The organism is Lentibacillus saliphilus (assembly GCF_019093865.1).
GTDB classification, from domain to species: Bacteria; Bacillota; Bacilli; order Bacillales; family Amphibacillaceae; genus Lentibacillus_B; species Lentibacillus_B saliphilus.
Genome location: NZ_JABJXD010000004.1, coordinates 127113 through 152377 on the forward strand (window position 1 = coordinate 127113; position 25265 = coordinate 152377).

The 25265-nt window shown below is 40.5% G+C and carries 27 protein-coding genes and 1 riboswitch; of the genes, 19 read left to right on the plus strand and 8 right to left on the minus strand.

The annotated features are described in order from the left end of the window. The first annotated feature begins 253 nt into the window (after positions 1-253). The 11 genes from HPC67_RS08770 (at position 254) to HPC67_RS08820 (ending at position 9443) form a co-directional block, all read left to right on the plus strand. Complete coding sequence (locus HPC67_RS08770) at positions 254-1504, plus strand: MFS transporter (RefSeq protein WP_217587220.1); 1251 nt, start codon at positions 254-256, stop codon at positions 1502-1504. Between the two features lie 263 nt (positions 1505-1767). Beyond that, the gene (locus tag HPC67_RS08775) at positions 1768-2316 is read left to right on the plus strand and encodes a LemA family protein (RefSeq protein WP_217587222.1); all 549 of its coding nucleotides are present in this window, start codon (positions 1768-1770) and stop codon (positions 2314-2316) included. A 12-nt stretch (positions 2317-2328) separates the two neighbouring features. Beyond that, positions 2329-3216 carry a zinc metalloprotease HtpX gene (gene htpX, locus HPC67_RS08780; RefSeq protein ID WP_217587223.1) on the plus strand — a complete coding sequence of 296 codons (888 nt, stop codon included), beginning with the start codon at positions 2329-2331 and terminating at the stop codon, positions 3214-3216. A gap of 186 nt (positions 3217-3402) precedes the next feature. Continuing rightward, positions 3403-3843, plus strand: coding sequence for a hypothetical protein (locus HPC67_RS08785; protein WP_217587225.1), 441 nt, complete (start codon positions 3403-3405; stop codon positions 3841-3843). Positions 3844-4042: 199 nt separating this feature from the next. After that, positions 4043-4265: riboswitch (cobalamin riboswitch) on the plus strand. A 127-nt stretch (positions 4266-4392) separates the two neighbouring features. Beyond that, a complete protein-coding gene (locus HPC67_RS08790; RefSeq protein ID WP_217587226.1) occupies positions 4393-4875 on the plus strand; it encodes an acyl-CoA thioesterase in 483 nt (160 codons plus the stop codon). A gap of 196 nt (positions 4876-5071) precedes the next feature. Then, positions 5072-5719 carry a hypothetical protein gene (locus HPC67_RS08795; RefSeq protein WP_246569871.1) on the plus strand — a complete coding sequence of 216 codons (648 nt, stop codon included), beginning with the start codon at positions 5072-5074 and terminating at the stop codon, positions 5717-5719. 182 nt (positions 5720-5901) lie between these two features. Next, positions 5902-6285: a GntR family transcriptional regulator gene (locus HPC67_RS08800; RefSeq protein WP_217587227.1), complete on the plus strand. Its 384-nt coding sequence runs from the start codon at positions 5902-5904 to the stop codon at positions 6283-6285. Then, entirely contained in the window at positions 6282-7169 is an 888-nt protein-coding gene (locus HPC67_RS08805) for an ATP-binding cassette domain-containing protein (RefSeq protein ID WP_217587228.1), read from the plus strand. The genes HPC67_RS08800 and HPC67_RS08805 overlap by 4 nt, the downstream gene beginning before the upstream one ends. Continuing rightward, a complete protein-coding gene (locus HPC67_RS08810; RefSeq protein WP_217587229.1) occupies positions 7156-7905 on the plus strand; it encodes a hypothetical protein in 750 nt (249 codons plus the stop codon). The genes HPC67_RS08805 and HPC67_RS08810 overlap by 14 nt, the downstream gene beginning before the upstream one ends. Continuing rightward, on the plus strand, positions 7902-8681 hold the full coding sequence (locus HPC67_RS08815) for a hypothetical protein (RefSeq protein WP_217587230.1): 780 nt from the start codon (positions 7902-7904) through the stop codon (positions 8679-8681). The genes HPC67_RS08810 and HPC67_RS08815 overlap by 4 nt, the downstream gene beginning before the upstream one ends. Before the next feature lie 288 nt (positions 8682-8969). After that, positions 8970-9443, plus strand: a complete 474-nt coding sequence (locus HPC67_RS08820) for a hypothetical protein (RefSeq protein WP_217587231.1) — start codon at positions 8970-8972, stop codon at positions 9441-9443. An 11-nt stretch (positions 9444-9454) separates the two neighbouring features. On the opposite strand, the gene HPC67_RS08825 is transcribed toward HPC67_RS08820, so the two are convergent. The 3 genes from HPC67_RS08825 to HPC67_RS08835 all read right to left on the minus strand — a co-directional run bounded on the left by HPC67_RS08825 (position 9455) and on the right by HPC67_RS08835 (position 12260). After that, entirely contained in the window at positions 9455-9910 is a 456-nt protein-coding gene (locus tag HPC67_RS08825; RefSeq protein WP_217587233.1) for a YaiI/YqxD family protein, read from the minus strand. Positions 9911-10033: 123 nt separating this feature from the next. Continuing rightward, complete coding sequence (locus HPC67_RS08830; protein WP_217587234.1) at positions 10034-10927, minus strand: DMT family transporter; 894 nt, start codon at positions 10925-10927, stop codon at positions 10034-10036. A 145-nt stretch (positions 10928-11072) separates the two neighbouring features. Further along, on the minus strand, positions 11073-12260 hold the full coding sequence (locus HPC67_RS08835) for an AI-2E family transporter (protein ID WP_217587235.1): 1188 nt from the start codon (positions 12258-12260) through the stop codon (positions 11073-11075). 381 nt (positions 12261-12641) lie between these two features. Between HPC67_RS08835 and HPC67_RS08840 the strand changes: the two genes are divergently transcribed. Then, entirely contained in the window at positions 12642-14171 is a 1530-nt protein-coding gene (locus HPC67_RS08840) for a GGDEF domain-containing protein (RefSeq protein WP_217587236.1), read from the plus strand. Between the two features lie 84 nt (positions 14172-14255). On the opposite strand, the gene HPC67_RS08845 is transcribed toward HPC67_RS08840, so the two are convergent. Beyond that, complete coding sequence (locus HPC67_RS08845; protein WP_217587237.1) at positions 14256-15413, minus strand: MFS transporter; 1158 nt, start codon at positions 15411-15413, stop codon at positions 14256-14258. A 400-nt stretch (positions 15414-15813) separates the two neighbouring features. Between HPC67_RS08845 and csaA the strand changes: the two genes are divergently transcribed. After that, entirely contained in the window at positions 15814-16146 is a 333-nt protein-coding gene (csaA, locus tag HPC67_RS08850; RefSeq protein WP_217587238.1) for a chaperone CsaA, read from the plus strand. Positions 16147-16199: 53 nt separating this feature from the next. On the opposite strand, the gene HPC67_RS08855 is transcribed toward csaA, so the two are convergent. Then, complete coding sequence (locus HPC67_RS08855) at positions 16200-16964, minus strand: DUF1129 family protein (RefSeq protein WP_217587239.1); 765 nt, start codon at positions 16962-16964, stop codon at positions 16200-16202. A gap of 1 nt (position 16965) precedes the next feature. Beyond that, on the minus strand, positions 16966-17295 hold the full coding sequence (locus HPC67_RS08860; protein ID WP_217587241.1) for a PadR family transcriptional regulator: 330 nt from the start codon (positions 17293-17295) through the stop codon (positions 16966-16968). Positions 17296-17546: 251 nt separating this feature from the next. On the opposite strand from HPC67_RS08860, the gene HPC67_RS08865 reads away from it, so the two are divergent. Beyond that, positions 17547-18374 (plus strand): squalene/phytoene synthase family protein, encoded by an 828-nt coding sequence (locus HPC67_RS08865; RefSeq protein WP_217587243.1) that lies wholly within the window; start codon positions 17547-17549, stop codon positions 18372-18374. A 108-nt stretch (positions 18375-18482) separates the two neighbouring features. On the opposite strand, the gene HPC67_RS08870 is transcribed toward HPC67_RS08865, so the two are convergent. After that, positions 18483-18929: a hypothetical protein gene (locus tag HPC67_RS08870; RefSeq protein WP_425514309.1), complete on the minus strand. Its 447-nt coding sequence runs from the start codon at positions 18927-18929 to the stop codon at positions 18483-18485. Positions 18930-19192: 263 nt separating this feature from the next. Here HPC67_RS08870 and HPC67_RS08875 point away from each other — a divergent pair, with 263 nt between their 5' ends. The 5 genes from HPC67_RS08875 (at position 19193) to HPC67_RS08895 (ending at position 23106) form a co-directional block, all read left to right on the plus strand. Then, on the plus strand, positions 19193-19618 hold the full coding sequence (locus HPC67_RS08875; RefSeq protein ID WP_217587245.1) for a DUF4064 domain-containing protein: 426 nt from the start codon (positions 19193-19195) through the stop codon (positions 19616-19618). 164 nt (positions 19619-19782) lie between these two features. After that, positions 19783-20058, plus strand: a complete 276-nt coding sequence (locus HPC67_RS08880) for a YhdT family protein (protein ID WP_217587394.1) — start codon at positions 19783-19785, stop codon at positions 20056-20058. Continuing rightward, positions 20055-21497: a sodium/pantothenate symporter gene (gene panF, locus HPC67_RS08885; protein ID WP_217587246.1), complete on the plus strand. Its 1443-nt coding sequence runs from the start codon at positions 20055-20057 to the stop codon at positions 21495-21497. The genes HPC67_RS08880 and panF overlap by 4 nt, the downstream gene beginning before the upstream one ends. Positions 21498-21541: 44 nt before the next feature. Next, complete coding sequence (locus HPC67_RS08890) at positions 21542-21946, plus strand: thiol-disulfide oxidoreductase DCC family protein (RefSeq protein ID WP_217587247.1); 405 nt, start codon at positions 21542-21544, stop codon at positions 21944-21946. Positions 21947-22026: 80 nt separating this feature from the next. Further along, positions 22027-23106 (plus strand): DUF4097 family beta strand repeat-containing protein, encoded by a 1080-nt coding sequence (locus tag HPC67_RS08895; RefSeq protein ID WP_217587248.1) that lies wholly within the window; start codon positions 22027-22029, stop codon positions 23104-23106. Between the two features lie 80 nt (positions 23107-23186). On the opposite strand, the gene HPC67_RS08900 is transcribed toward HPC67_RS08895, so the two are convergent. Further along, complete coding sequence (locus HPC67_RS08900) at positions 23187-25187, minus strand: acetoacetate--CoA ligase (protein WP_217587249.1); 2001 nt, start codon at positions 25185-25187, stop codon at positions 23187-23189. Positions 25188-25265 lie beyond the last annotated feature (78 nt).

The window sequence follows — 25265 nt, forward strand, 5'->3', positions numbered from 1 at the left end:
TTTGTGCTTAAATATAGTGTTTCGATGAATAAGGAGTTGTTTTTCATTTGGTAAATAAGTGAAAAACAATTCTTTTTTTGTGCTTAATGAACAAAGGTAATATAATTCAATTTTGTATTTTAATGTTTTTGTAATGTAAATAATTTCTATTTTATTCGACTGCAATGCACATTATCGTATGCTGTTAATGAGGTTGGCAATCATTTATTTACGTTTCTGTCTATATAGAACATACGGTTAGGAGGAAATCAAGATGGCAGAACAGAACACATCACACGAAACAAAAGGTATGGTCCCTTATTGGGTCAAAGTCGTTATCGTATTTACATTAGGGTGGATTGCACTTTATGCAACACGTACAATTCTAAATCCTCTTATGGACAATATCCAGGTGGATTTTGGATTATCTAATTCACAGCTCGGTTTGATCATGAGTATCTTCTTCCTCGGTTATGCAGGAATGAACGTTCCTTCAGGGATTCTAGGGGATAAATTCGGTAAAAAACGTGTATTAGTTCCAGGTGTTATTATTTTCGGTGCTTTCGCCATTATTACAGGTATGATGCCGACATTCTTCTTATTCATGGCTACATGGTTAATGGTTGGTATTTTCCAAGGTTTCTACTATGGACCACAATACGGATTGTCTTCAGAGGCTATTCCGACAAAACGGATTACACTTGGTAGTGCCATTATCAACAGTGGTATGGCATTCGGTACATCGATTGGTTACTATATTTCAACGTATACAGTTGATGTTTGGGGCATGGACTGGAGAACACCATTCTACATCATCGGTGTGCTCGTTATCTTGATCGGCTTAGTCATGTGGTGGGTTATTAAGGACAAGCCTAAATCAAGAGAACAAAGAGATGCAGACAAAGTTGCTGAAAACAAGTTAAAGCTTGGTGATTTATTCAAAAACAAAAACTTGATCATGGCTTACATTACGATTTTCAGTGCAATTTACGGATTCTTTGTAATCATTACATGGCTTCCATACTACTTGGAGCATGCACGTGGCATTACAGGCGGTTCTGTAGCATTCGTATCTTCTCTCGTTCCTTGGGCAGCAATTCCTGGTTCAATTTTATTTAGCTGGATTGCTGACAAGATGGGTAAACGTCGTCCAGTATTGCTCGTTATGTTGCCACTTTCGATTTTAGCTGTCGTATCTATCGTTGCATTTGACAGCATGACTGTTCTATACATTGCTTTAATCGGTTACGGTATTTTCGGTAAGATCAGTACGAACCCTGTTCTTGTTGCTGTTGTTGCTGACAACGCACCAAAGCATGCATACAGTACAGCATTCGGTGTATACAACTTCATCGGTATGTGTGGTTCGATCTTAGCACCATACATCACAGGTTTCTTAACAGACATCACAGGTTCATTAAACACTGGTTTCTACTTTGCAGCCGGCTTACTCGTTATTGGTACAATAGCCAGCATGTTCATTAACGAAGACAATCGTCCAAACGTTGAACAAGCAGAAGCGTAAAAATATAAAACGGTACAGCTCTTATGAGCTGTACCGTTTAATTATGATTTCATGTGCGAACTCAAAAAATATCACTAAACATGCCAAGAATAGTAGATAGAAGAAGCAATGACGTGAAGAAAAGGCCGTTTAAGAAAAGCATCTGTTTTTTTGTTTATCAAAAAGGAGTGTAAGCTTAGCACATGCTTCAAGAATAAAATAACAAACAGGCAATGTGATATAATAATCTTAACGATATTTTATTTAAGAGAGGAAGATTTAGGATGTTGCCAATGATTGTTATTATAGCGGTTGTCGTCGTGCTCGGCTTATTTTTAATGACGACGTATAACAGCCTTGTGAAGTATCGCAATTGGGTTCAAGAGGCTTGGAGTCAGATTGATGTACAACTTAAGCGTCGACACGATTTGATTCCTAATTTGGTGAATACAGTTAAAGGCTATGCGGCGCATGAAAAGGAAACTCTTGAGAAAGTGATCCAGGCGCGTAATCAATTAGTTAGCGGGACACCGCAGGAGCGTATTGAAGCAGATAATGAAATTCAAGGCGCGCTTAAATCGATTTTCGCTTTATCTGAATCGTATCCGGACTTAAAAGCGAATCAAAACTTTTTAAACCTCCAAGAAGAATTAACCACAACGGAAAACAAAGTCGCTTATTCGCGTCAGCTTTATAATAAAACAGTTGCCGACTACAATATTAAGCGGGAGTCCTTTCCGGCAAATATAATTGCAGGTATGTTCAATTTTAACCGTGAGGATCAGTTATCGATTCCGGAAGCAGAACGTGACGTACCAAATGTAAGTTTTTAACGGAGGGCTTATATGCTGTACAAACAAATATTGCAAAATAAGCGAAAAACCATATTGCTCGTTCTACTATTTACTGTGCTTGTTTTAGTGATCGGCTGGGCGGTTGGCTATTTGTTCGGTAATGATCCGTATACTGGCTTAATCATTACAGTGGTTATTTTAGCATTTTATGTCCCGATCACTTATATGTCTGCCAGTTCTCAGGTGTTAGGTATGGCTGGTGCCAAGGAAATCCAAAAGAAGGACAACCCTGAGCTGTTTAATATTGTCGAGGAGCTTTCATTAGCCGCACGGATACCGATGCCAAAGATATACATCATTCATGATCCTTCTCCAAATGCGTTCGCAACGGGGATTAAACCAGAAAAAGGTTCTGTTGCTTTTACGACGGGATTGCTTGATCAATTGAACCGGGAAGAATTGGCGGGTGTAGCCGCACATGAAATCGGTCATATCCGTAATTATGATATAAGGCTCATGACGGTTTGTATTGCGCTTGTCGGTGTGATTGCGATGCTCGCTCATTTTGGTTCGAGAATGCTATTATTTGGAGGCGGTCGAAACCGAGGGAATCAGAAGCAAAACCCGATTCTCATGATTGTTGCTCTCGTACTCGTCATTTTTGCACCTATCGCAGCACAGTTTGTCCATTTAGCTGTATCGAGAAATCGTGAATATTTAGCAGATGCAACCGCTGTAGAGCTTACGCGAAATCCCATCGGCTTGATAAACGCTTTGAAAAAAATTAGCGGTGATCCACGCGATGTTGAGCGTGCCGATTCAGCTACGGCAGCCATGTATATTGATGTACCATTTAAAAAGAAACGCAGAACGAAGAATAGTCTCTGGGCAACCCATCCATCAATGGAAAGCCGAATTGAACGGCTACAGGCGATGTAGCAAGATGGATCTTATCGCTGTATGTGTGATAAAAGCGTTCATGTGCGAACGCTTTTTTACGTGCTCCAATACAACTTGATTACGATTATCTACTGTCCACCAATTTTTAACGAGGAACGCTGTATGTAGGAATATTGACTTGATACACATTTCAAAACTGGGAATGCTAATCAAGAGGTGATTTCATTGATGTATAAAGCAATGGTGTTTGCAATAGCAGTCTTAGCGTTCTTGATCTTTAACCCGCTGACTGCGCATGCAAAGTCAGAAGCAGAAAGGGACATTGAAGTGTTTGATGCACTACAAGGTCGAGTGGTCGCTGAAACGGAGCCGAGTACAAGCTTGCAAAAGGATGCTGCTTACTTTTTGCAACATATGACAGACGTCTATCGAAAAGTGAGCCCAATTCCAAATGAAGGTTATCTCGTCAGAGTGCCGCTTGAACCACCTGTCGAAGTGAATAACGAATGGATTTCAGGTTTATTTGATGAAGTTATTATCATTTACTCCACTGATGAAGCTCCGTTTTTATTAGTGTTTGATGAAGACAATCGGGCGCGATTTTTTAATTTTAAAGGAGACGCAACGTCATTTCTGGCGACAGTATTAAGGCGTGCGAAGCAGTAGTGTCTCGGGCATGGTGCTTTTCACGACAAGAACTATAATCCTGTTCAATCATAGCATTTTGTTTGGATGGGATTATAGTATCATTAGGAAAAGCGCGTCGCTTGTGTGACGAGCGTGATTTAGCATGATGAAGAGTGCAACGTAAAAAAAGCTGATACATAAAAAATAAATATGGTATGCTATATAAGGTGTCATTAAATTAAATAGGTTGTCTCATGGTGACTTTGCCATGTGCAAGGTTGAAAAGGGAAGCTGGTGGAAATCCAGCACGGTCCCGCCACTGTAAAGCTGAGAGATCGCTCTGTGTGATGAATTGTGTGTATGGGCACATTTTATCGCAAGCCACTGTTTATGTTAACGGGAAGGTCGAGTGTACGTCGTTGAAGCTGAGTCAGGAAACCTGCCATGAGAAAGAACATGTTTTCCTACGGGAGATAGGAGGGTGTTACGTATTGCATTCATTGATTTGTCAATGAATTTATTTTCATTTGCATAAAACGTCGGCCTTCTTTTGACTAAGAAGGCTTTTTGAATTTTGGAGGTAAAGATATGGAAAAGACAGCAATTACTGATACAAAGACCGTTCAAACAAGACTTGTCTTGCCACCTGATACGAACCATTTGGATACGATTTTTGGTGGTAAGGTGCTTGCATATATTGACGAGATAGCAGCACTGACCGCGATGAAGCACGCGAAAAGTGCCGTCGTCACAGCATCTATTGATTCTGTGGATTTTCTGTCATCTGCAAAAGTTGGCGATGCCCTGACTCTTGAAGCATATGTCACTTACACAGGAACGAGCTCGATGGAGGTTTATGTTAAGGTAACAGCTCAAGACTTAATTAGACATGAAGAAAAGCTGACAACAGAATCATTTTTAACGATGGTTGCCGTTGATGCAGCTGGCAAGCCAATTCCTGTTCCAAAGGTGTTTCCTGTGACTGAGGAAGAGCAACAACTTTATAACAGCGCCCCAATTCGCAAGGCCAATCGGATACGCCGTTCAAAATCAACAGCTGTTAGAGGGTGATTTGTCCAAAACGTGTTGGATATATGTTAGTTTAGAAAAGGCTGCCTCATGACGTCTATCAATCATATACGGGCTGATTATGACACTAAATTGAAAAAATGGTCTATTTGCATCATAATCAATATAGACATAGAAAGATACAATACGGTTCGTGCAATCTATATTAAAATATGGGATAAAGTTGGGGTATGATGCTATGCTAGATCTTTTAGTTAATTATCAGTGGGAAATCTTCATTGGACTAGAAATTCTATCATTCTTTTTGCTTGTTGCGTTTTTACTGGTGCGGTATATATTTGCAAAAGGTCCCATCAGTCGATTGTTTCTCGTATGCTTTTTGTTAACGATGGTATTAGAAGTTGCACTGGCTTGGATCATTTTTAATGAAACAGGTGAGCTATCAACCTTCCAAGTCGTAATTGGCATTTTCATTGTTTATGCGGTCACATTTGGAATAAATGATTTTAAGAAGCTAGATCTCTATATTAAGGAAAAAATCGGCCGATGGCGTGGTGTTCAATTATTAACGGATCATGATATTGAACAGATGAACAGGGGGAAAGATCCTGCTGTTATCGCACGGAAAAACCGGACGTGGTGGTATATTCATGCTTCGATTTTCATCATTGCGCATTATCTGTTCTGGCAATATGTTGGCGATCAAAGTAATAGTTTTATCTATTATTTAACCGATTTTTCATGGTTTGGCAATGAAGGTGCAGAAGGCTCTCCTTATACACATGAAATGATTGCACAAGTGAGCAAAGTGTGGTCGATCATATTTGTCGTTGATACGGTGCTGTCATGGTCTTATACGGTGTATCCAGAAAAAAATAATGGCTAAACGCAAAATCTTGAATGAGGTGTCTCTTGATAAAAGAGGCATCTTTTTTTGCTGTCATAGCAAACGGCATTATGTGTAAAAATTTGACAGCGTGTTCTAGATAACATAGTATAAATGTATACTACATTACTCGACTAATGCACTAATCTACAAAATCGTTAACGGAAGGGGGCAAATGCCCAGTGGTAGACATCAACGGGTCGAAACCGATTTATATTCAAATTGCTGAATGGGTTGAAAATGAAATTTTGCGTGGCCATTTTAAACCAAATGACAAAGTTCATTCACAATATACACTGGCGGATATGTTTAACATCAACCCCGCTACCGCAGCGAAGGGTTTAAATGTGCTGCATGATGATCGAATTGTGTACAATAAGCGCGGCTTGGGGAAGTTTGTTACAGATGATGCGAAAGCAATAATCCTCGAAAAAAGAAAAAATGAAACGTTAAAACGGCTACTGCGAGATGTAGTGATTGAAGCCAATCATTTACAAATAGATGAACAGGAATTACGAGATATGCTTGAAGATGTGATTCGAGACCATAAGGGGGAGAAGACATGAACGTCATAGAAACGACGGGTTTGACGAAGACCTATCGACGGATGAATGCAGTAGATGATTTCACAGTAACGATCAATGACAATACGATTACGGGTGTCATTGGCCGCAACGGAGCAGGGAAAACAACGCTCTTAAAAATGCTTGCAGGGTTGATCAAGGAAACATCAGGTGACGTCCGCGTGTTTCATGAGCATCCATTTAATAGCTTATATGCGTCGGCAAACAGCATTTTAATTGATGATCAGATGCTATTTCCCGAAGCGCTTACGCTCAGTGAATTGTTAGCACAGGGTGCACGTTTTTACCCAGGCTGGGATGAAGCTTTTGCCCAACAGCTATTTGACTATTTTTCCTTCGAACCGAAACAGATTCATGAACACTTATCTAAAGGGAAAAAAAGCACGTTTAATATGATCTTTGGTTTAGCTACACGATGCGCGTTGACGATCTTTGATGAGCCCACGACAGGAATGGATGCAGCGGTTAGAAAAGATATGTACCGTGTGTTATTAAAGGACTATTTAGCGCACCCACGAACGATACTCATTTCCAGCCATCATTTAGAAGAGGTCGAGCATATTTTGGAAAACATTTTATTAATAGATGATGGCACATTACACCTCCATAAGTCAGTTGAGGAATTGAAAGAGTATGCGGTACGTCTAACAGGTCCGACAGCACTTCTCGGACAATGGCTGTATAACAAGGATGTCTTACATAAAAAACAGCACAGCTCGGATATGATGGAAGTGGTCGTGAAACGTGATTTTCCGCTCGAGCAAGCGGAAAGAATGGGCTTCCACGTAACCCCTGTTGCCCCGAGTGATGTTTGTATCTATCTAACTGCCAAATCGGAAGGAGGGATTGACGATGTCTTTAAATAAGGTGACTACACGGCAAATCGTTATGAAACAATATCAATATAAGCTCAAGGCGTATTACCAGGTGTTTAATTCAATGGTTATATTGCAGGTCATTGCTTTGTTGTTTTCCACTGGAGGAATCATGTTTAGGGGTGGACGTGGGTTTGGATTAGACATATCACTGAATACTTATACTGCAGATATGATCATTATTTTCACGTTCTTGTGGGCGTTTATTAATGCAATCACCATTACAACAAAAGCGTATAGAGAAGATGATTTTATTTTTGTGACGAACAGGCAGACGCAGCATTTATCTAACATGTTGTTTTTAATTACAGCGAGTGTTATAGGTGGGGTCACAGCAGTATTGGTAGGCTATTTGAATGACATCATCTTTTTTTTCACAACAGACCCCAAGACATTCGCTGGTTATAGTGAGCTCATCACACCATTCGACGTATTGACAGGTGTTGTTGCGACGTCATTGTATGTGTTGATGTTTTGTGCAGCAGGCTATTTAGTAGGTGTGATCATTCAGCTTAATCGTATTTTTACAGTAATCATTCCTGTCTTGATAATTGGCTTTTTAATTGTTGGTGGTCAAACAGAAGGTATTCCGGTAAATGTTCGAATATATTTATTTTATGTTGGTGAGACGGACGTACTACTATTCATGCTTAAATCGCTTGTGACATCGGCTCTTATATTTGCTGGTTCGTTCTTCCTACTTAGAAACAAGGAGGTTAGAGTATGATAAATGCTATTCCGGTCTTAATTATGATTTTAATCGTTCCGTTACTCATTTATTTTACGATAAAATGGCTTTCAAGTTTTAATATATTTACGCTTACTGTAAAACGGTGGGTTTTCCCAGTATACACTGTCATTCTCATTGTTGCATTTGGTTTATCATTTTTTCTGCCTTTGGATGTTGGGTCTAACGAAAGTGGTATTCAACGATTTGATAAGGAAAAAGTTCCTAACTTATATATAATTCCTCAAGCGTTGGGTTCAGTTGATTTGCTTAAGGATTACAAAGTTCAGGAATGGGTGATCCCATATGATGGCGATGTATTTGGTATCGACACCCAAGGTGAAGAATACATTAACAACATTGGCTATGAGCGAAAGGCCGAAGCTGATGGTCAAATTGAAGCAACCTTTTACGTGACACCTTATGTTATTGACAACCTTGATATGACGACGGACTTCATGCCTGAGATGCAAGTGACGATGCAAGACGATACACTTGTCGTTAAGACACCAACGCCTATTCGACATAATATTAGTGTATTGCAAAAGGAATTTCCCATTCGTCAGTTCGCTGCCGATGGTTGGTTAGAGGGGTTGAAAGAGGAGCAATCGTTCCGTGTTGTGGATGAAGTGAGTAGTGATGAGGCTCAGCCGCAATGGATTAATGTAGATAACGATCGCATATTTAGTACGGAATTACTTTATTTAAAAATACCAGCGAATATGGAAGTTAAACTCGATGGGGAGCATCATATTTTTCAGGTCTTCCCGGATTAATAGTCTCTTGTTTCGCTAAAAAGCAGGAAATGAAACACGATATAAAAATCTAACATGAATGAACCCGCACCCCATGTTAAATAAGGTGCGGGTTCTGTTAATTAGAGCAGCATATCGAGAAATCATTAACATCGTATGAATCATACATGCAACGTCATGACACGCGGACATGTTGTTCACAGAATCTTTACTGTGTAAATGTTCTGTAAAAACAATGAACCGCTTATTGAAATCAAGGCATATATCGATTACACTGTATACTACTTTAATACAGTGGAGATGATTTGCATGCGTTTCGTAATGTTGCTTTTAATTATGACGTATTCTGTTGCGTTTTTAACGAATGTGTTACCTTCCTTAACATATCCTGATTTTCAGATGAACGGATATTACTTATTCGCTTCCCTCGTATTTCTTGTTGTACTATTAGGCGCAACAGCGGCTTATTTTTTACATAAGCCTCGTAAATCAGGGTTAAATAAAATCCAGCTGCTCTCAGGGATCGCGGTGGTCGGAGCCATTCTATATTATGGACTTAACCAAGTTATGGGCCAAGTGTCTGATAACATGCTTTTTAATGCGGCGCATTCCATCGCTGAGTTTTTATTTTATATATTTGTTATGCCTTTTTTTGGCATAAATGCTCTGTTAGAAGTGGATGTCGCGTTTTTTGCTTTGTTAACATGTATCCTGTACGTACCGCTTTTCTTCGTCAGTATGTTAAAGAAACGTAATAAAAGTGTCAGGACAGAGGCATCATAACGCTTTTGATATCATTCTGCTTTTTCTGCACTGGCGATTGTTTGTATGAGCAATCGCTTAAATGCCACCTCATCTTCCTCTGTAAATGCTTTTGGCCCTTTTGTTTTATAGCCTGCACGTCTTGCTTTAGCACTGGCATGCCGGTTTGCGAGCAGACGATCAATGTTGGCATTCGTATAGGCAAATCCTTTGTGATGTAAAACGTAACAGCCTTTAGCAAGACAAAGTGACGCCAGACCAAAGTCTTGCGTGATGACGATATCCCCGCGGGAAACGAGAGCCGTAATTCTGTAGTCAGCTGCATCTGATCCGCTGTCAACGTAAATCGTATGAACCCCTTCCCCTTGTTGATCATGAGAAAAATGATTAAAGCTCTTAACCAATGTGACTTGAATATGCTTTTGCTGTGCTTCAGAAATGACGGTTTTTGTGACAGGACATGCATCCGCGTCTATATAAATGTGCATAGTGAATCGCTCCATTAAATTTGATAGTACGCCTTCCATATAATAGAAAAGCTATACGTTTGTCAAACGTACTGGCTACATCCTATAACAATGGTTCAGTTATTCGGCTTTGTCGCCAGCTCGTTAAAGCGGCTGTTTATGGCGCCGTTTTCGCCCTAATAAATTTACGATAAAGACACTCGAAATAGCGATAGATCCGCCTATAAGTGACAATGTATTCGGCCATTCATCGAGCCAAACCCATGCAATGATGATAGCGATGGCTGGTTCTAGGTACATCATTGTCGTGACAGAGCCAGCATTTCCGTACGATAATGCCGTTGCCCACATCGCATAAGCAATTGCAGCAGGAAAAACACCGACAAATATTGCAGCTAAATGAGCACTTGTCGTTGCTTGAGCAAGGTTCGTCCCAAGTCCAGGTAGAAAAACAAGCATCGGGACCGTCCCTGCCCATGTAAAGTAGGCCGTTAATTCAATGGGCTTATACCTTGTAAATAAAGGCTTTTGAAAAACGAAAAAAAATGACGTTGCTACGGTTGCTAAAATAACATATAGCGTGCCTTGTGATAAAGAAAATGCCGTATCAGACGTACCAAATGTAATTAAGACGATACCGATAAAGCCAACTCCAAGCCCAATCCAGCTAAACAATGGCATCCGTTCTTTTAAAACAATTGAAGCGATAATAGCAGTAAATATTGGGGCAGAGCCGACAATCATACTCGCACTTCCGGCAGTGATCGTTTCAACGCCGAATGTTAGGCCACAATGATAGACCGTAATTCCTATAAATCCTAAAATGATAATTCGTATCGTATCGCGTTTAGTTGGGACAGAGAGCTTAACCCCTGGCATTAACGCATAAAGAATAAAAACGCTGGATGCAACAAGAAATCGTACGAGAACTAAATGAGCGGGTGTATAGCCACCTAGTAAGCTTGCTTTTACACCAGCAAAGGAAGAGGCCCAGATGACGATGACCATACTGGCCAGTATCATTGCACGTTTATTCATATGATGTCTCCTTCCTGAGTTTGTTTGTCTGAAAAGCTGATAAAGATGGCCGGCGATTGTTACCGAGAATCGCCGGCTTTTTTCTTGATCGTATGAATGATCTTTTGCTTTTGTCGATTATATAGGTTTATTCATTCGGCAACCGTTATGGTTGCTCGCTTTCTTCAATATGATATGTGCCATATTCATCACCATAGAAGCGGTTGTATCTTTGTTTGAACTTCCCGTAAACGTATTGTACAAGAACTTTTAAGATGGCGTATCCTGGAATTCCGAGAATGACACCGACCAGTCCAAATAAGTTGCCGGCTACGAGCAGGACAATAATAATTGTTAATGGGTGAACCTTCATTGTTCGTCCCATAATATTTGGTGAAATTAAGTGCCCCTCTAAGAGCTGAACCGCTGCCCACACAATTGCCAGTTTAAGGAGCATGAACGGTGAATCAACCATCGCAATGATGACCGCAGGCGAAATCGCAATCATAGGCCCTAAATAAGGTACGACACTTGTCACAGCTGCAATGATCGCTAAAATCAAGGCGTATTCCAGTCCAATGATGAGATAACCGATAAACAATAATAGTCCGATACACGTTGCGACAATAATCTGTCCTTGAATATAAGACCCGACTTGCACGTCCATATTTCTCAAAATTTGATTTAGATCATTTCGATATTTCGGTGGTAATAAATTGAGACAATATTGTTTGAAACGATCGCCATCCTTCAGTAGAAAGAATAAAATAAATGGAAACGTAAATACAGCGACGAAGATATGTGTTAATGTACTAGCCACATTACGAATCCCTTCAACAGCACCACCGATGTAAGTCATGATTTTTGCTGGCAAGTCGCTTAAATTGCTCGTAATCCAATTGTACCCTTGATCATAATAAGGACCTAGGAATGATTGGCTGATCCACACTTGGAAATCCATGCTCATTTGTTTGATATAGCCTGGAAATCGTTTTGATAAGTCCGTCACCTGTGATTCAATCGCTGGAGCGGACAATAAAATAATGCCAGTAAAAAGTCCACTGATTCCAAGAATGATGATGATGATGCCCCAAACACGGGGGATACGTATCCGTTGAAGAAAATTAACGATAGGATTGATTAAATAGTAGGCAATAAACGCCAATATAACAGGTGGCACGACTGTTGAAAAGATGACGAGCAACGGATGAAAGATAAACGAGATTTTTTGATAGATGTATATCGTAATTCCCAGAAGGATGAGTATCGCTAATCCGTAAATCAAGTCACGTCCGCCCATGAATTTCATAAAGCGACTAAAAGATTTTGTATTCAAGTTGATCACCTTGTCCATGTCTTATTTTGGTGAAAGCACGTTTAGTTTGTCTTGCAATATATGATAAGAAATTTATATTCAGCTTATCATATATTGCAAGACAGTTCATCTAGCGTTATATACGCATAGGCTATAATTTAAGTTGCAATTGGAATGAAAAATTTTGTATCGTTTTCTCTTCTAGACATTTTAAGCATTTTATATGAGTGTAGAGTGTAGCGAAAAGATGCAACTGTTAAGCAATATGATATAATGATAGTAGATATTGTGTAAATTAATTCCAAAAAAAGTGGTTACCCAAACATTTTTTGGAGGTTTTTTTTGGGGTTTACATAGGTAATAAGTCATAGGCACATATGCTTATTCGTAAATAATTAAAATTGAACGGAGGTGTAGCGCTTGAATAAGCGGTTTAGAATTAAGCTCTTTGTCGTGATGATTATATTTGCGATTATTATGTCAATCTCAATTTTAACCGTTGATTATATGAGACTTAAGGACAGTGCTGTACAAAATAGCATGCTTCAGCTTGAGAAGATTGAGGATACGATCATGTCCTCTCTCACAACGGTTGAAAAGGCATATGATATATTCGATCAAGAGACGGCAGCGCAAATGAAACAGGCGTCAATTGAACTCATCGATTTCTATGATCAGAATGCTCGTATTAAGTCGTGGGATTATCGATCATGGAAAGAAAAATTAGATATGGATATATATGTCATCGATTTTGATAACGTTATTCAAGCAAGCAGTTATAAAGAAGATGTTGGTCTTGATTTTAACACGTGCTGCACCAAATTGGTACCTATGCTAAACGAGCGGCGTAACAATAAAACGTTCCACCATGAGGGAATAGACGTGGAACAAGACACAGGCCGTCTAAAAAAGTACAGTTATATGGCCACAAGAGATGGGCAATACGTTTTTCAGCTAGGGAAATACCTCGATAGTGATCGTATATACAGAGAATTTGATTTTTTAAAAGACGCTAAAAACCTTGTTGCAAAATATGATTCTGTTAATGACATTCATATTTTAAACATAGGTGGACAATCTTTAGGGATGCCTACAGACAATGAGGCGATGACGTCTCAAAGAAGACAAGCTTTTGAACAAAGTCTTACTGATAATAAAGTGATTGAAATAGAAGGGACTTGGAACGGTGAGCCAGCATTCTATCGTTATGTTCCTTATCAATCTCGTTATGATAACGGCACAACAAAGTATAAGACGATCGAAATTGTGTATAACAGTGAGCAGCTTAACGCGGTGTTATTACGTTATAAACAAATCTTTATCGTGCAATTAATTCTTATTGTTGCTGTCTCTATATTTTTGTCTTATATCATTTCCAAGTGGGTGTCTCGTCCAATGTATTTGGCTTTTCACGACAGTTTAACAGGCTTGCAAAATCGAGCGTCGTTTGCTGACTTCTTAATAAAAAAACAATTAGATCAAGACCAATTAACGGGATTTCTTATGATTGACCTTGATCATTTTAAAGAGGTGAATGATTGCATCGGTCATGATGAAGGTGACGTTTTGCTACAAGGTGTTGCTGAATGTATTAAAGTAAATATTACGCCTAATGATGAAGCTTTCCGGTTTGGTGGAGATGAGTTTTTAGTCATTCTTACCGATGTAACGAAAGCACGTGCTGAGCAGACGGCTGGAAGAATCATTCGCGACATTCGCCATGTCATTGGACAAAACCAACGTTTAGGGCATTTAGATATATCTGCGAGTATCGGGATTGCATATGCACCGGATCATGGCACAACGGTCGAAGAATTATGTAAAAAAGCGGATATCGCAATGTACAAGTCCAAACAAGAAGGGAAGAATCAGAGCTTTAGCTTTCAAGAGGGTATTAATGAAATAGATGCTTCGGATGTTAGTTCTAATGTAACGGGTTCCGAATCATAATATATCAAAGCCAGCAGAACATTTATAAAATAACGTCCTGCTGGCTTTTTTGATCCTATCCTGTTTAGAAATACGAGATGTATGTTAATGCTCAATTGCACGCGTTTGGCTGCCGCGTGTTGCTAACATCGCTGTTCCAAACGATAGAATGACAAGAATACCACCGAAAGCTGCGGTATCTACGACGGATAGCTGCTCGATAACGATACCACCGACAAACGAGCCAAATGCAATTCCAAAGTGCAACGCTGAGTTGTTCAGGCTTTGCTGAATATCAGACGTTTCCGGAGCTGTTTGGATGAGAAAGCTCTGAATCGCTGGTGATATGGCCCAGCTTAGCATACCCCATACGACAGTGACGAGTAAAAATAATGCAAGTGCAAAGGTCGTATACGGAATGGAGAAGATTGATAAAGCAAATAACGCGATGCACCCGAGAATGGTTCGTTTCGTTCCGAGGGTATCTGCGAGTGTACCCCCAATGCCGCCTCCACTTACAGCAGCGATACCAAATACGAAATAAACGACACTAATCATTGTACCTTCAAGTCCCATTGTCTCTGTTAAAAAGGGACGTAAGTATGCATACAGTGTTGTATGCCCAGCTAAAAACAAAAATGTCGTTGCATGTGAGAATAAGACATGACGATTTTTCAAGGTTGCCAGCTGTGTTCGAATCGGTACAGGTGGTCTGGCAGGCACACGCTCCATTAAAATGGATACACCGATCATCGCTAAAACGGTGAGTCCGGTTATCATGACAAACGGGGCTCGCCAGCCAAATGCGTTACCGATTACTAATCCAACAGGCACACCTAAAACGAGTGATCCACTGACACCCATTGAAACGACACCAATTGCACGTCCGCGGTATCGAGGTTCAACAACGCTCGGTGCCATGACGAGGCACAAAATTATGAGCAACGCCCCGCTAATAGCAGAAATGATTCGCCCGATAAATACAATGGTATATGTTGGACTAAATACCGTAACGATGTTCCCTGCTAAAAATACCGTAAGTGAAATTAAGGTAAGTTTTTTTCGCTCAACATTGGCTGTTGCATAAAGTAGGATTGGTCCAGCAATCGCAAATACGAGTGAAAATATTGTAATTAAAAATCCGGCCTGTCCGAGACCGATTTGAAGATCTTCTGCGATCAAATCAAGAATGCCGCCGATAATGAGTTCCACCATACCGACAACAAACGATACGATCATAAAAAAATAAACACGTTTATCCATGTTACATACGCCTTTCTCTGTCTATATCCATAAGATGCCCATCTAATGATAAACCTAAAATATGAGAAACACAAGCGTCCGAAAAGTGTATTACAATGATAATTTTTGATTAAATATCTTTAGCGTTTTATAATGATTATATATTCACACTCTTTTTATAACGACTTATAGGATTAAGGATTTTGGTTTGATTGGATAAGATAAATGGTCATACATTGAGAAAGGGGCTAAAAGATGCTTATCGCTTCAGCTATTTTAGCTATGACGGCATTCGTTGTTGCGTTAGCTGCATTTATTAAGACTGCGAAGGACATCAGATCATGAAAGGTAGAGTCTATTGATATGTATATTTTAGATGGGCTACTGTCAAAATGATAAGGCGAATAAAGGAGGTTTTTTTATGGCAACGATTGATGATTTTATGTCCTTAGATCTGAGAATTGGCACTGTCATACAGGCTGAGCCTTTTCCAGAGGCGAGAAAACCTGCGATTAAACTCGAGGTTGATTTTGGACCTGAGATTGGTATTAAACAATCCTCGGCGCAAATTACGAAACGCTATGAGCCAGAATCACTTATTGGTCGACAAGTCGTCGGGGTCGTGAATTTCCCTCCAATGCGGGTAGCTGGCTATAAGTCTGAGGTTCTCGTGATAGGTGGCGTACCTAAAGACGGTGATGTCGTATTACTAAAGCCGGACGAGCCAGTAGAAAACGGCACGAGAATTTCATAAGTTGAAGAGAGGAAAGTGAGATTTAGTAGCTCATACTTTCCTCTTCCTGTTTGTTAAGCGGTTTTTTTCTTTTTCCATTTAATCATTAAAAACACAGCAACACCGATGGAAATGAGTACACTTATAACGATCGTGACAGTAATCCAGAAAGGGTCTTTGTTAATGTGTTCTGGTACAAACCGTTGTCCAAGAGGAGCGATGGATAAGAACAACGCAATGAGAACAGGAAACCATGCTTTAATGTAAAGAGCTGTCGCGATAAATATGGCGATACATGCGACTGCAATCAAGTTGTTCTGGAGCGGTGACGCGACAAAGAAAGGTTCTGAATTCATGCCCTCCTCGATAAACATGATGACAACAAATGTACCTGTAACAATGATAAAGGCACCAATTAAAATTCCATAAAACCATTTTGAATGAAACAGCTTAGGTAGTACCTTAACAACGATCACACCATAGATGACAATTCCGATAATGCCCATGACCACATATGAAATAAGACCTAATATTGAAAGAGAAAATGTACCGGCTACTGCTGGTGTAAAGCTAAAAAACGCCATCATTAACAATATGGTCTGAGGAACAAGTAGAATGGTTTGCTTTTTATCGAAGTCCATCTCCTGACCAAGCCGCTGCATATACGTCTTTGGACTATCTCCAGTAATATGGGCCACGCTTTTTCCTTCTTTTTCAGCTTGGTGTAAATGGTCTGTTAATTGATCAACAATCTCATCTATATCTTTGTCTCTTTTTCCTTTAGACATTAAGTACATGCGTAACTCGACGATAAATTGTTCCGATTGATTCGATAGCATGTTAATGGTCTCCCCCTTCAAGCAAAGATGTAACACCTTGTGATAACGCCTTCCATTGTGCATGGAAGTTTTCAAGCTCTTCTTTTCCTTCTTGTGTAATGTGATAATATTTTCTCTTCGGCCCACTTGGGGACTTACGTGTTGTTGTTGAGACGTAATTCTTCTTCTGTAAGCGCATGAGTACGGGGTAAATACTACCTTCACTTATGATTGGGAAATGATGGTCTTGCAGCTTATGGATAATCTCATATCCGTACGTTTCCCCTTTTGCAATCAATGCGAGCAGACTTCCATCAAGAAGGCCTTTAAGCATTTGACTAGAAGTAGACAAAGCGTTCACCTCTGACTAGGTTATTATTTCCTCTAAATCTATATTACAACATAGTATAGTGTAATGCAAGATAGGGGGGATGTATGCTGATTTTCTTTTGTTTATAATGTTTGAAAAAGACTGGCTGCAGACGATTGCTTCAACAACACTTAAGAATTTGACATAATTATGTGATGAAATGCATGCGACAGGTGCGGGCTTTTTTGGTATACTTGGTTTGACCACAGTCGGTCAAGGAGGACACTTTCAATATGTTAAAAAAGGATAAAACATTGCAAAAAGAAGCTATGAATATGCTCAAGTTAACGAGCCGGACTTTTTACATACCGATAACATTGCTTAAACCTATATTGAAACATACAGTCGGCTCTGCTTATTTATGTATGCGAGCAATCGATGAGATTGAAGATCATGAAGAACTGCCCAATGATACGAAGGCAAGATTGCTGCTAGAGACGAGCGCTTTACTTGAGGAGGAGACGTTCGATACACCACGTTACAAAGAGCTGTTGCAGCCTTACGAATCACTGTTACCGGAAGTTACGTTGCGGCTCGGTGACTGGTTAGATGTCTGTCCAGATGATATTGTCGGAAAGGTAAAAGATTCGACACGTGAAATGGCTACAGGAATGGCAAAATGGACACTTAATGATTGGGATATCAGAACAAAAGATGATTTAGACGATTATACGTATTACGTTGCTGGGTTAGTTGGTGTTATGCTCTCAGATATATGGGAATGGCATGACGGAACTAAAACCGATCGTGATTTGGCAATTGGGTATGGCCGTGGTTTACAGGCGGTCAACATCCTGCGAAATCAGGATGAGGATTTTGCAGAACGCGGCGTTCGTTTTATTCCGGAGGGCTGGGGACGTGATGATGTGTTTGCTTATGCAGAAACGAATTTGCAGCTAGCGGATGAATATATGAAAGATATTAAGACGCGAAACATCATGCTATTTTGTAAAATACCATTAGCATTGGCAAAAAAGACGTTACAAGCTATGCGGAATGGCCGAGAAAAAATGACACGTCAAGAAGTTGAAAAGACTGTTGATGAAATAATGGAGAAATAAACAAAAATCACGACCTTTCATATGAAGGGTCGTGATTTTTTCAAGGGGTGTTTTTGATATACAAAGCAAAATAAAATCACTTTCAAAGGTAGAATGCAACTATGACACCTAGAAGCATTGGAAAGACTGGATGCGGTCAAGATCAATACCGAAGTAAACCCATCTTCTTCCGTTCCATCTGTAGCCCGCAACGGATTCGCGCCCGACAAATACTGGATAGAACCAGAACGAAGATCGCCTTAACCAAACAAACGTGAAACGATACAAACATCCACGTATCGCACCAGGATCGACAGCCAGTGCTTGGAACTGTGGTTGTTCAGGTGTTATTCCTGGTGGTGGACTGGATGGTGGACCGCCTGTAAAGCCACCTCCGGGCTGACCAGGGAATCCACCACCTGGAGAGCCTCCTGCCCACGGTGGGCCGGGAAATCCGCCGGGTTGATTCCAGGGCATCATCCCTTGAAAGAATGATCCTAAAAATTGGTTCGGATTGAATTGACGTTGGTCTTCACCTTGTTGTATGTGATGTTGATCATACTCATTCATGAACATATCCTCCTTAAAGCGTTCTCACTATAATATATGGTTCAATCGTCCAAAACGGGATGGCTTTGACCTAGAATGGGCGGCCTCACTAGATGATAAAAATGGAACCTTTCAAAGATATGTGACGTATGGAATATAGCCCATATATTGTAACTAAATTGTGTGAGTATTTTTCATTTATCGATACTTAGCATGTGATATGTTATATTGATATTAATGCGTCCATACAATATTTGGGAATGGATTTTATAAATCGGGAGGTTTGAGAAATGAAGCGAACAGGGGAAGTCATTTTGGGGATTGTAGGTGCAGTTATTTATGCTGGACTTGCAGTTGTAGGAATCTTTTTGAAGTTCTTACTGGATGATGAAGAGATTAAAGGACAATTCACATCAGATATGATTAACGAAGATCCGACGCTATCTTCTGAAGATGTGAACATCATCATTGACATGGCGAGTAATCTAGGCTGGTATATCGTTATCGTGTCCATAATAGCAATCATTTTGGGCGTTATTTCAATGATTCTTTTGAAGGGTAATAACAAACCAAAAGTAGCTGGTATTATTCTCATTATAACAGCTGTCATTAGTACCGTTATAACAGCGGGAATGGCGCTGTTCTGCGGATTATTCTACTTAATCGCCGGCATTATGGCGTTAGTTAGAAAGCCCCCTCAAGTGATAGAAGGCTAATTACTAAAAGCGTGGTCACACTTTGTGATATCACGCTTTTTTGTTTTGGATGAAAATGAGGCATATTTATCCAGTTGTTTTTCGTTTAGATCTGTTTTGTTTTTATAATTTTTGCGTTATATTGATATAAGATAAATGCGAGGAGTGAGTTTATGCATTCGAATATGCCTCCAAAAGTGGATCCGCGTTTTAAAGTGGCGCATAAAGAGGCGATGATTGGTGTCGCTTTAGTTATATTTAATTTTATTTGGTGGTTTGGCTTTGCCTATGGCTTAGGAAAAGGAGATCCGGCTGATTATCAATTTGTATTCGGATTACCAGCTTGGTTTTTTTACAGCTGTGTTGTTGGTCTCGTTGTTATGATCGTGCTTGTAACCTTCGTTGTTAAAGTATTTTTTACGGATATGTCCCTTGAGGAAGAGGAGGAAGAGCACGTATGAATGCAGAGGCTTTAGTTCCACTCATTATTTTGTTAGTTATAATTTTTGTTGCTGGCTTATGGGCTTCGAGATATATGACATCATCAACATCTTTTTTGCAAGATTATTTCCTCGGCGGCCGCAGTATGGGTGGATTTGTATTAGCGATGACGATGACAGCGACATATGGCAGTGCTAGTAGTTTTATTGGCGGACCGGGTGTCGCATATGATAAAGGGCTCGGCTGGGTTCTATTAGCGATGAGTCAGGTTGCAACTGGATACTTCGTGTTGATGGTGCTCGGTAAAAAATTCGCTATCGTTACACGCCGCTATCAATCTGTAACGATGGTCGACTTTTTAAAGTCACGCTATCAATCCGTATGGGTCGTTATTTTATCAGCAATTAGCATTATTTTGTTCTTATTTTCTCTTATGGCTGTTCAATGGATTGGTGGGGCACGCCTGATTGAGTCACTAACAGGGCTCAGTTATATGAGTGCATTGTTTATATTTGCCGTATCCGTTCTTGTTTATGTTACAATCGGCGGCTTTCGAGCAGTGGCACTGACGGATGCCATTCAAGGGACGATTATGTTTATTGGAACACTTATCTTGCTCATCGCCGTTATTATTGCCGGCGGCGGTATTCCGAATATCATAGCGGATTTGCAGGCGGAGAACCCGAATTTAATTACACCATATGGTCCAGATAGAGCGTTATCACCTACATATGTGTCTTCCTTCTGGATATTGGTCGGAGTGGGTGTCGTTGCACTCCCACAAATTGCGATCAGAGCGATGGCTTATAAGAGCACGAGATCGATGCATCGTGCCATTATTATTGGAACGGTTGTTGTTGGATTTATCATGCTGAACATGCATCTCATCGGTGTGTTTGCGCGGCCGATTTTGCCTGGAATAGAAGTAGGGGATAAGGTCATGCCATTAATTGCTCTTGAGGTAATGCCAGCTTGGCTAGCGGGGGCTGTACTTGCTGCTCCAATGGCTGCAATTATGTCTACAGTTGATTCATTGCTGCTCCTTGTAAGCTCTTCAGTTATTAAGGATGTGTATTTAAATTACATTAATCCGAGAGCTTCCAACAAGACGATTAAGCGAATGAGTATTGGTATGACCGCACTTCTTGGCGTCATCGTATTTATGATGGCAATTGATCCACCTCAGCTCATCATTTGGTTGAATTTATTCGGTTTCGGTGGTCTTGAAGCTGTATTTCTCTGGCCGGTTATTATGGGATTATACTGGAAAAAAGGAAATAAATATGGTGCTCTGACATCAATGGGTGTTGGGTTTGGCCTTTATGTTTTATCGCATTACTTTTATCCAAATCCGTTCGGGCTACACACTGTTGTCATACCCGTAGTTGCTGGTTTTATCGCCTATGTGGTTGCGAGTCTCATAACGGTCAAAAAGACAGGATTAGCGACGGATATTTGATGTAAGTTGGTATTTTCAAAGGGCATCAGAAGGAGGCTAGGACTATGCACGACATTGTATTATTTGATGGCTTGTGTCATTTCTGTGATTCAAGTGTGCAGTTTATTATAAAACGTGATCCAATGAAACGTTTTAAGTTCGCATCCTTACAAAGCTCCGTCGGGCAAGAGCTCCTAAAGAGATACGGTGTGCCACAAGAGATCAATAGTTTCGTATTGGTTCAGGATAACCGTGTCTATTTTAGATCATCCGCTGCTTTAAAGTTGTGTCGTGATTTGCGTCTGCCCTGGAAGTTACTTTATCCGCTTTTGTTGGTGCCTCGACCGATAAGGGATTTCTTTTATAACATCATTGCTCGAAATAGGTACAGATGGTTTGGGAAAAAGGCTGCTTGTACAATACCAGGGGGGCGATTCTTATCATCAACCTACGTCTCAAGGCGGAGATAAAATCAATCGTTAGCTAGGCGATTGCGAGTGTGCGCAACTGTATACTTAATACGAGAACAATGAATGGGGCGTGTTAAGTCATGGTGAGAGGAAATATCTTAAAAACAGTTGTCGAAAGCCTTCGAAAAGGCGTAGAACAAACGTACGAAAAAACAGTCAAGAAAGCATCCATCGACCCGCAAAATGTGCTAGAATTTGTTATTGAAACCGATATGGTGAATGTTGATGTTCAGATGCATAACGCGCGTACTGTAGATGTTATGCTTGAGAGTTTTGAAGGCGGACCAGAGCTTGATTATCAGTTTGATCGTGAACGTGGGGTTATTTCCGCTTTAGTTCCATCTCAATCGAAAAATATATTCCGTGTTATAAATCAACCGCAATGCCGTTTGAACATAATGGTGCCGCATGGACTGGCAAACAAGTGGAATGTTGCTGCGACATCCGGCAATGTCCATTTGCATTCGATTCAGACAGAAGCGATTCATATAAAAGGATCATCAGGTAATATTAAGGTAACAGACTTGAATGCAACGGATTGTTCGATCAAAGCCTCTTCTGGTAATGTGAAGATTGTTAATTCCACATTGAACCATTTAAGTTTTAAAGTGTCTTCTGGAAATACGTATGTGGAGGATGTGTCATGTGACGTGACAGACGGTCAATCAACCTCAGGCAATCTGAAACTATTAAATTTTCATGGCCACCAGGCACAGCTAAAAGGATCATCAGGTAATATTCAATTGCAGCAAATCCATGTAAAAGAAGACGTTGGATGTCTTGTGTCCTCTGGTAACATGAAGGGTGAGGATGTTCATGTAGGGCATTTGTCTGCCGAAGCATCATCGGGCAATGTGAAAATGGATAACTTTAAAGGCCGTGCAACCGGAAACGTAGGCTCAGGATCTATTCACTTTAACGTTTTAGAAAGCAGTTCACTACAGCTTGAAACAAGGAGTGGAAACGTGCAGGTAACATATGTGGGTGTTAATCCAGACGCCTCATTCGATCTTGTTGCACCAGCGAATAGTGTGACAACAACTGTGCCCTTTAACTTCAAGCAACAACAAACGGATCGGCTTTCAGCTGTGAGTGGAAACGGCACATATGCTGTTCAGTTGAAGACAAAACATGGACGCATTAAAGTGAATCAGGAATGAAGGGGTTAATGTGTACTTGAATAAACCAATTGACCGATACTCAACGTGTTGTATCGGTCAATTTTATTTGAAACATATCCTTACTGCTGTGTCTCTGTTTTTTGCAGTGCGTTATGAGCGAAGTCAATAAAAAATGAAAGTGCTTCAGGGTTTTTAAGAGATCCGACATTAACGACCTTGTCAGCAGACTGGCCCATGAGAATTTTTTTAATCGGAACTTCAAGCTTTTTCCCATTGAGCGTCACAGGCAATTCAGGGACTTCGTAAATTGCTGTTGGCGTATGTCGTGGCGAACACTGGGTTCTGATTTGTGTAACGAGCGATGTCTTCACATCATCAGTTAATGCTTGACCTGGCTTCATCTGAACGAACAAAAGCACAGCAGAATCGTCCTCTTGTGGAATGTCGACGATCAGACTATCGGCAATACCTGTCACCTGATCGACGGCACGGTAAATTTCACTTGTGCCAATTCGTATACCGCCTCTGTTAATCGTCGCATCAGACCGTCCATAAATGACGCATGTTGCTCTGTCGGTAATCTTTAAATAATCACCGTGACGCCAAACCTCTGGATACATATCAAAATAACTGTCGTGCATGCGACTGCCGTCCTGATCATTCCAAAAATAAATTGGCATCGATGGAAAGGGCTCTGTTAAAACGAGTTCGCCAACGTCTTCAATGAGCGGCTGTCCTTCTTCATTAAAGCTTTCAATGCTCGCACCAAGTCCTCGACACTGTAACTCTCCCGCGTACACTGGCAAAGTCGGCACACCGAGAATAAACGCGGTACACACATCTGTCCCACCACTTGCAGATGCAATCCACAAATCCTCTTTCACATTGTCATAGCACCATTGGAAGCCCTCAGGTGGTAAGGGGGATCCGGTAGAACTGATGTTTTTTAAATGAGTTAAGTCAAATTCGGTACTAGGGTTAAGTGTTTCATCCTTCATGCATGCAGTAATGTAGCTCGCACTCGTTCCAAATACGGTCATGTTTGTTTCTTCTGCGAACGACCAGAGCTCTTTTAAATCAGGGTAGCCTGGGTTACCGTCATATAAGATAATCGTACTGCCCGTGAGTAGGCCACTGACAAGATAATTCCACATCATCCAGCCCGTCGTGGTGAACCAGAAAAAACGGTCATCAGGTCCAAGATCGGCATGGAAGGTGAGCGCTTTTAAATGCTCTAGCAATATGCCGCCTTGACTATGAACAATTGGTTTCGGTTTACCAGTTGTGCCAGAGGAGAATAAGACCCATAACGGATCATTAAAAGGAATGCGGTTATAGTATAGTTGATGGTCCTGAGGCGCATCCATGATGTCATTCCAATAGATTGGTTGTTTCAGCCGAGAGAAATCAGCATCCTCATTTAAAAAAGGAATTGCAATCGTTGCTTCTAATGTTGGCAGTTCACTCTGGATTCTTTCAATGACGTTAAGTCGATCAAACGCTTTACCACCATAACTGTAACCATCAACCGTTACCATCACTTTCGGCTCAATTTGTTTAAAACGGTCAATGATACTTTGAGTACCGAAATCGGGTGAGGCACTGGACCAGATCGCACCTATTCCCGCCACAGCTAAAAAGGTGGACACAGCTTCATAAATATTCGATACGTAAGCGACAACTCTGTCTCCTTTTGAGACACCGAGCTTTAATAATGTGTGTTGGACGGCAGCTGTCTGATTGTAAAGCTGTCCCCATGTGATTTCCTCAGTGGCCCGCGTTTCAGAGGCATGAATGATGGCAGGTTGATTCCAATCACGGTCTCTAAATATATGCTCAGTATAATTAATGGTTGCTTCAGGAAACCATTTGGCCCCAGGCATACGATGTGTCGTTAGAATCGTTTCGTACGGATGACCTGATGTCACGTTAAAATAATCCCAAATAGACGCCCAAAACCCCTCAATATCATGGACAGACCATTTCCATAAATCTTGGTAACTGCTAAAGTCTTTTTCTCTTTCTTCTTTTAGCCAGTTCATATAAGCATAAATATTGGACACCCTTTTGCGTTCTTCGGTGGGTGTCCATAATATCGTGCCTTCTTCTATATGTGTCATGAAATCCCCCCATATATTGATTAACACCATTATATGGAAGCGTTTTCTCGTTGTAAAGGATCGTTTAGATGTTAAAGA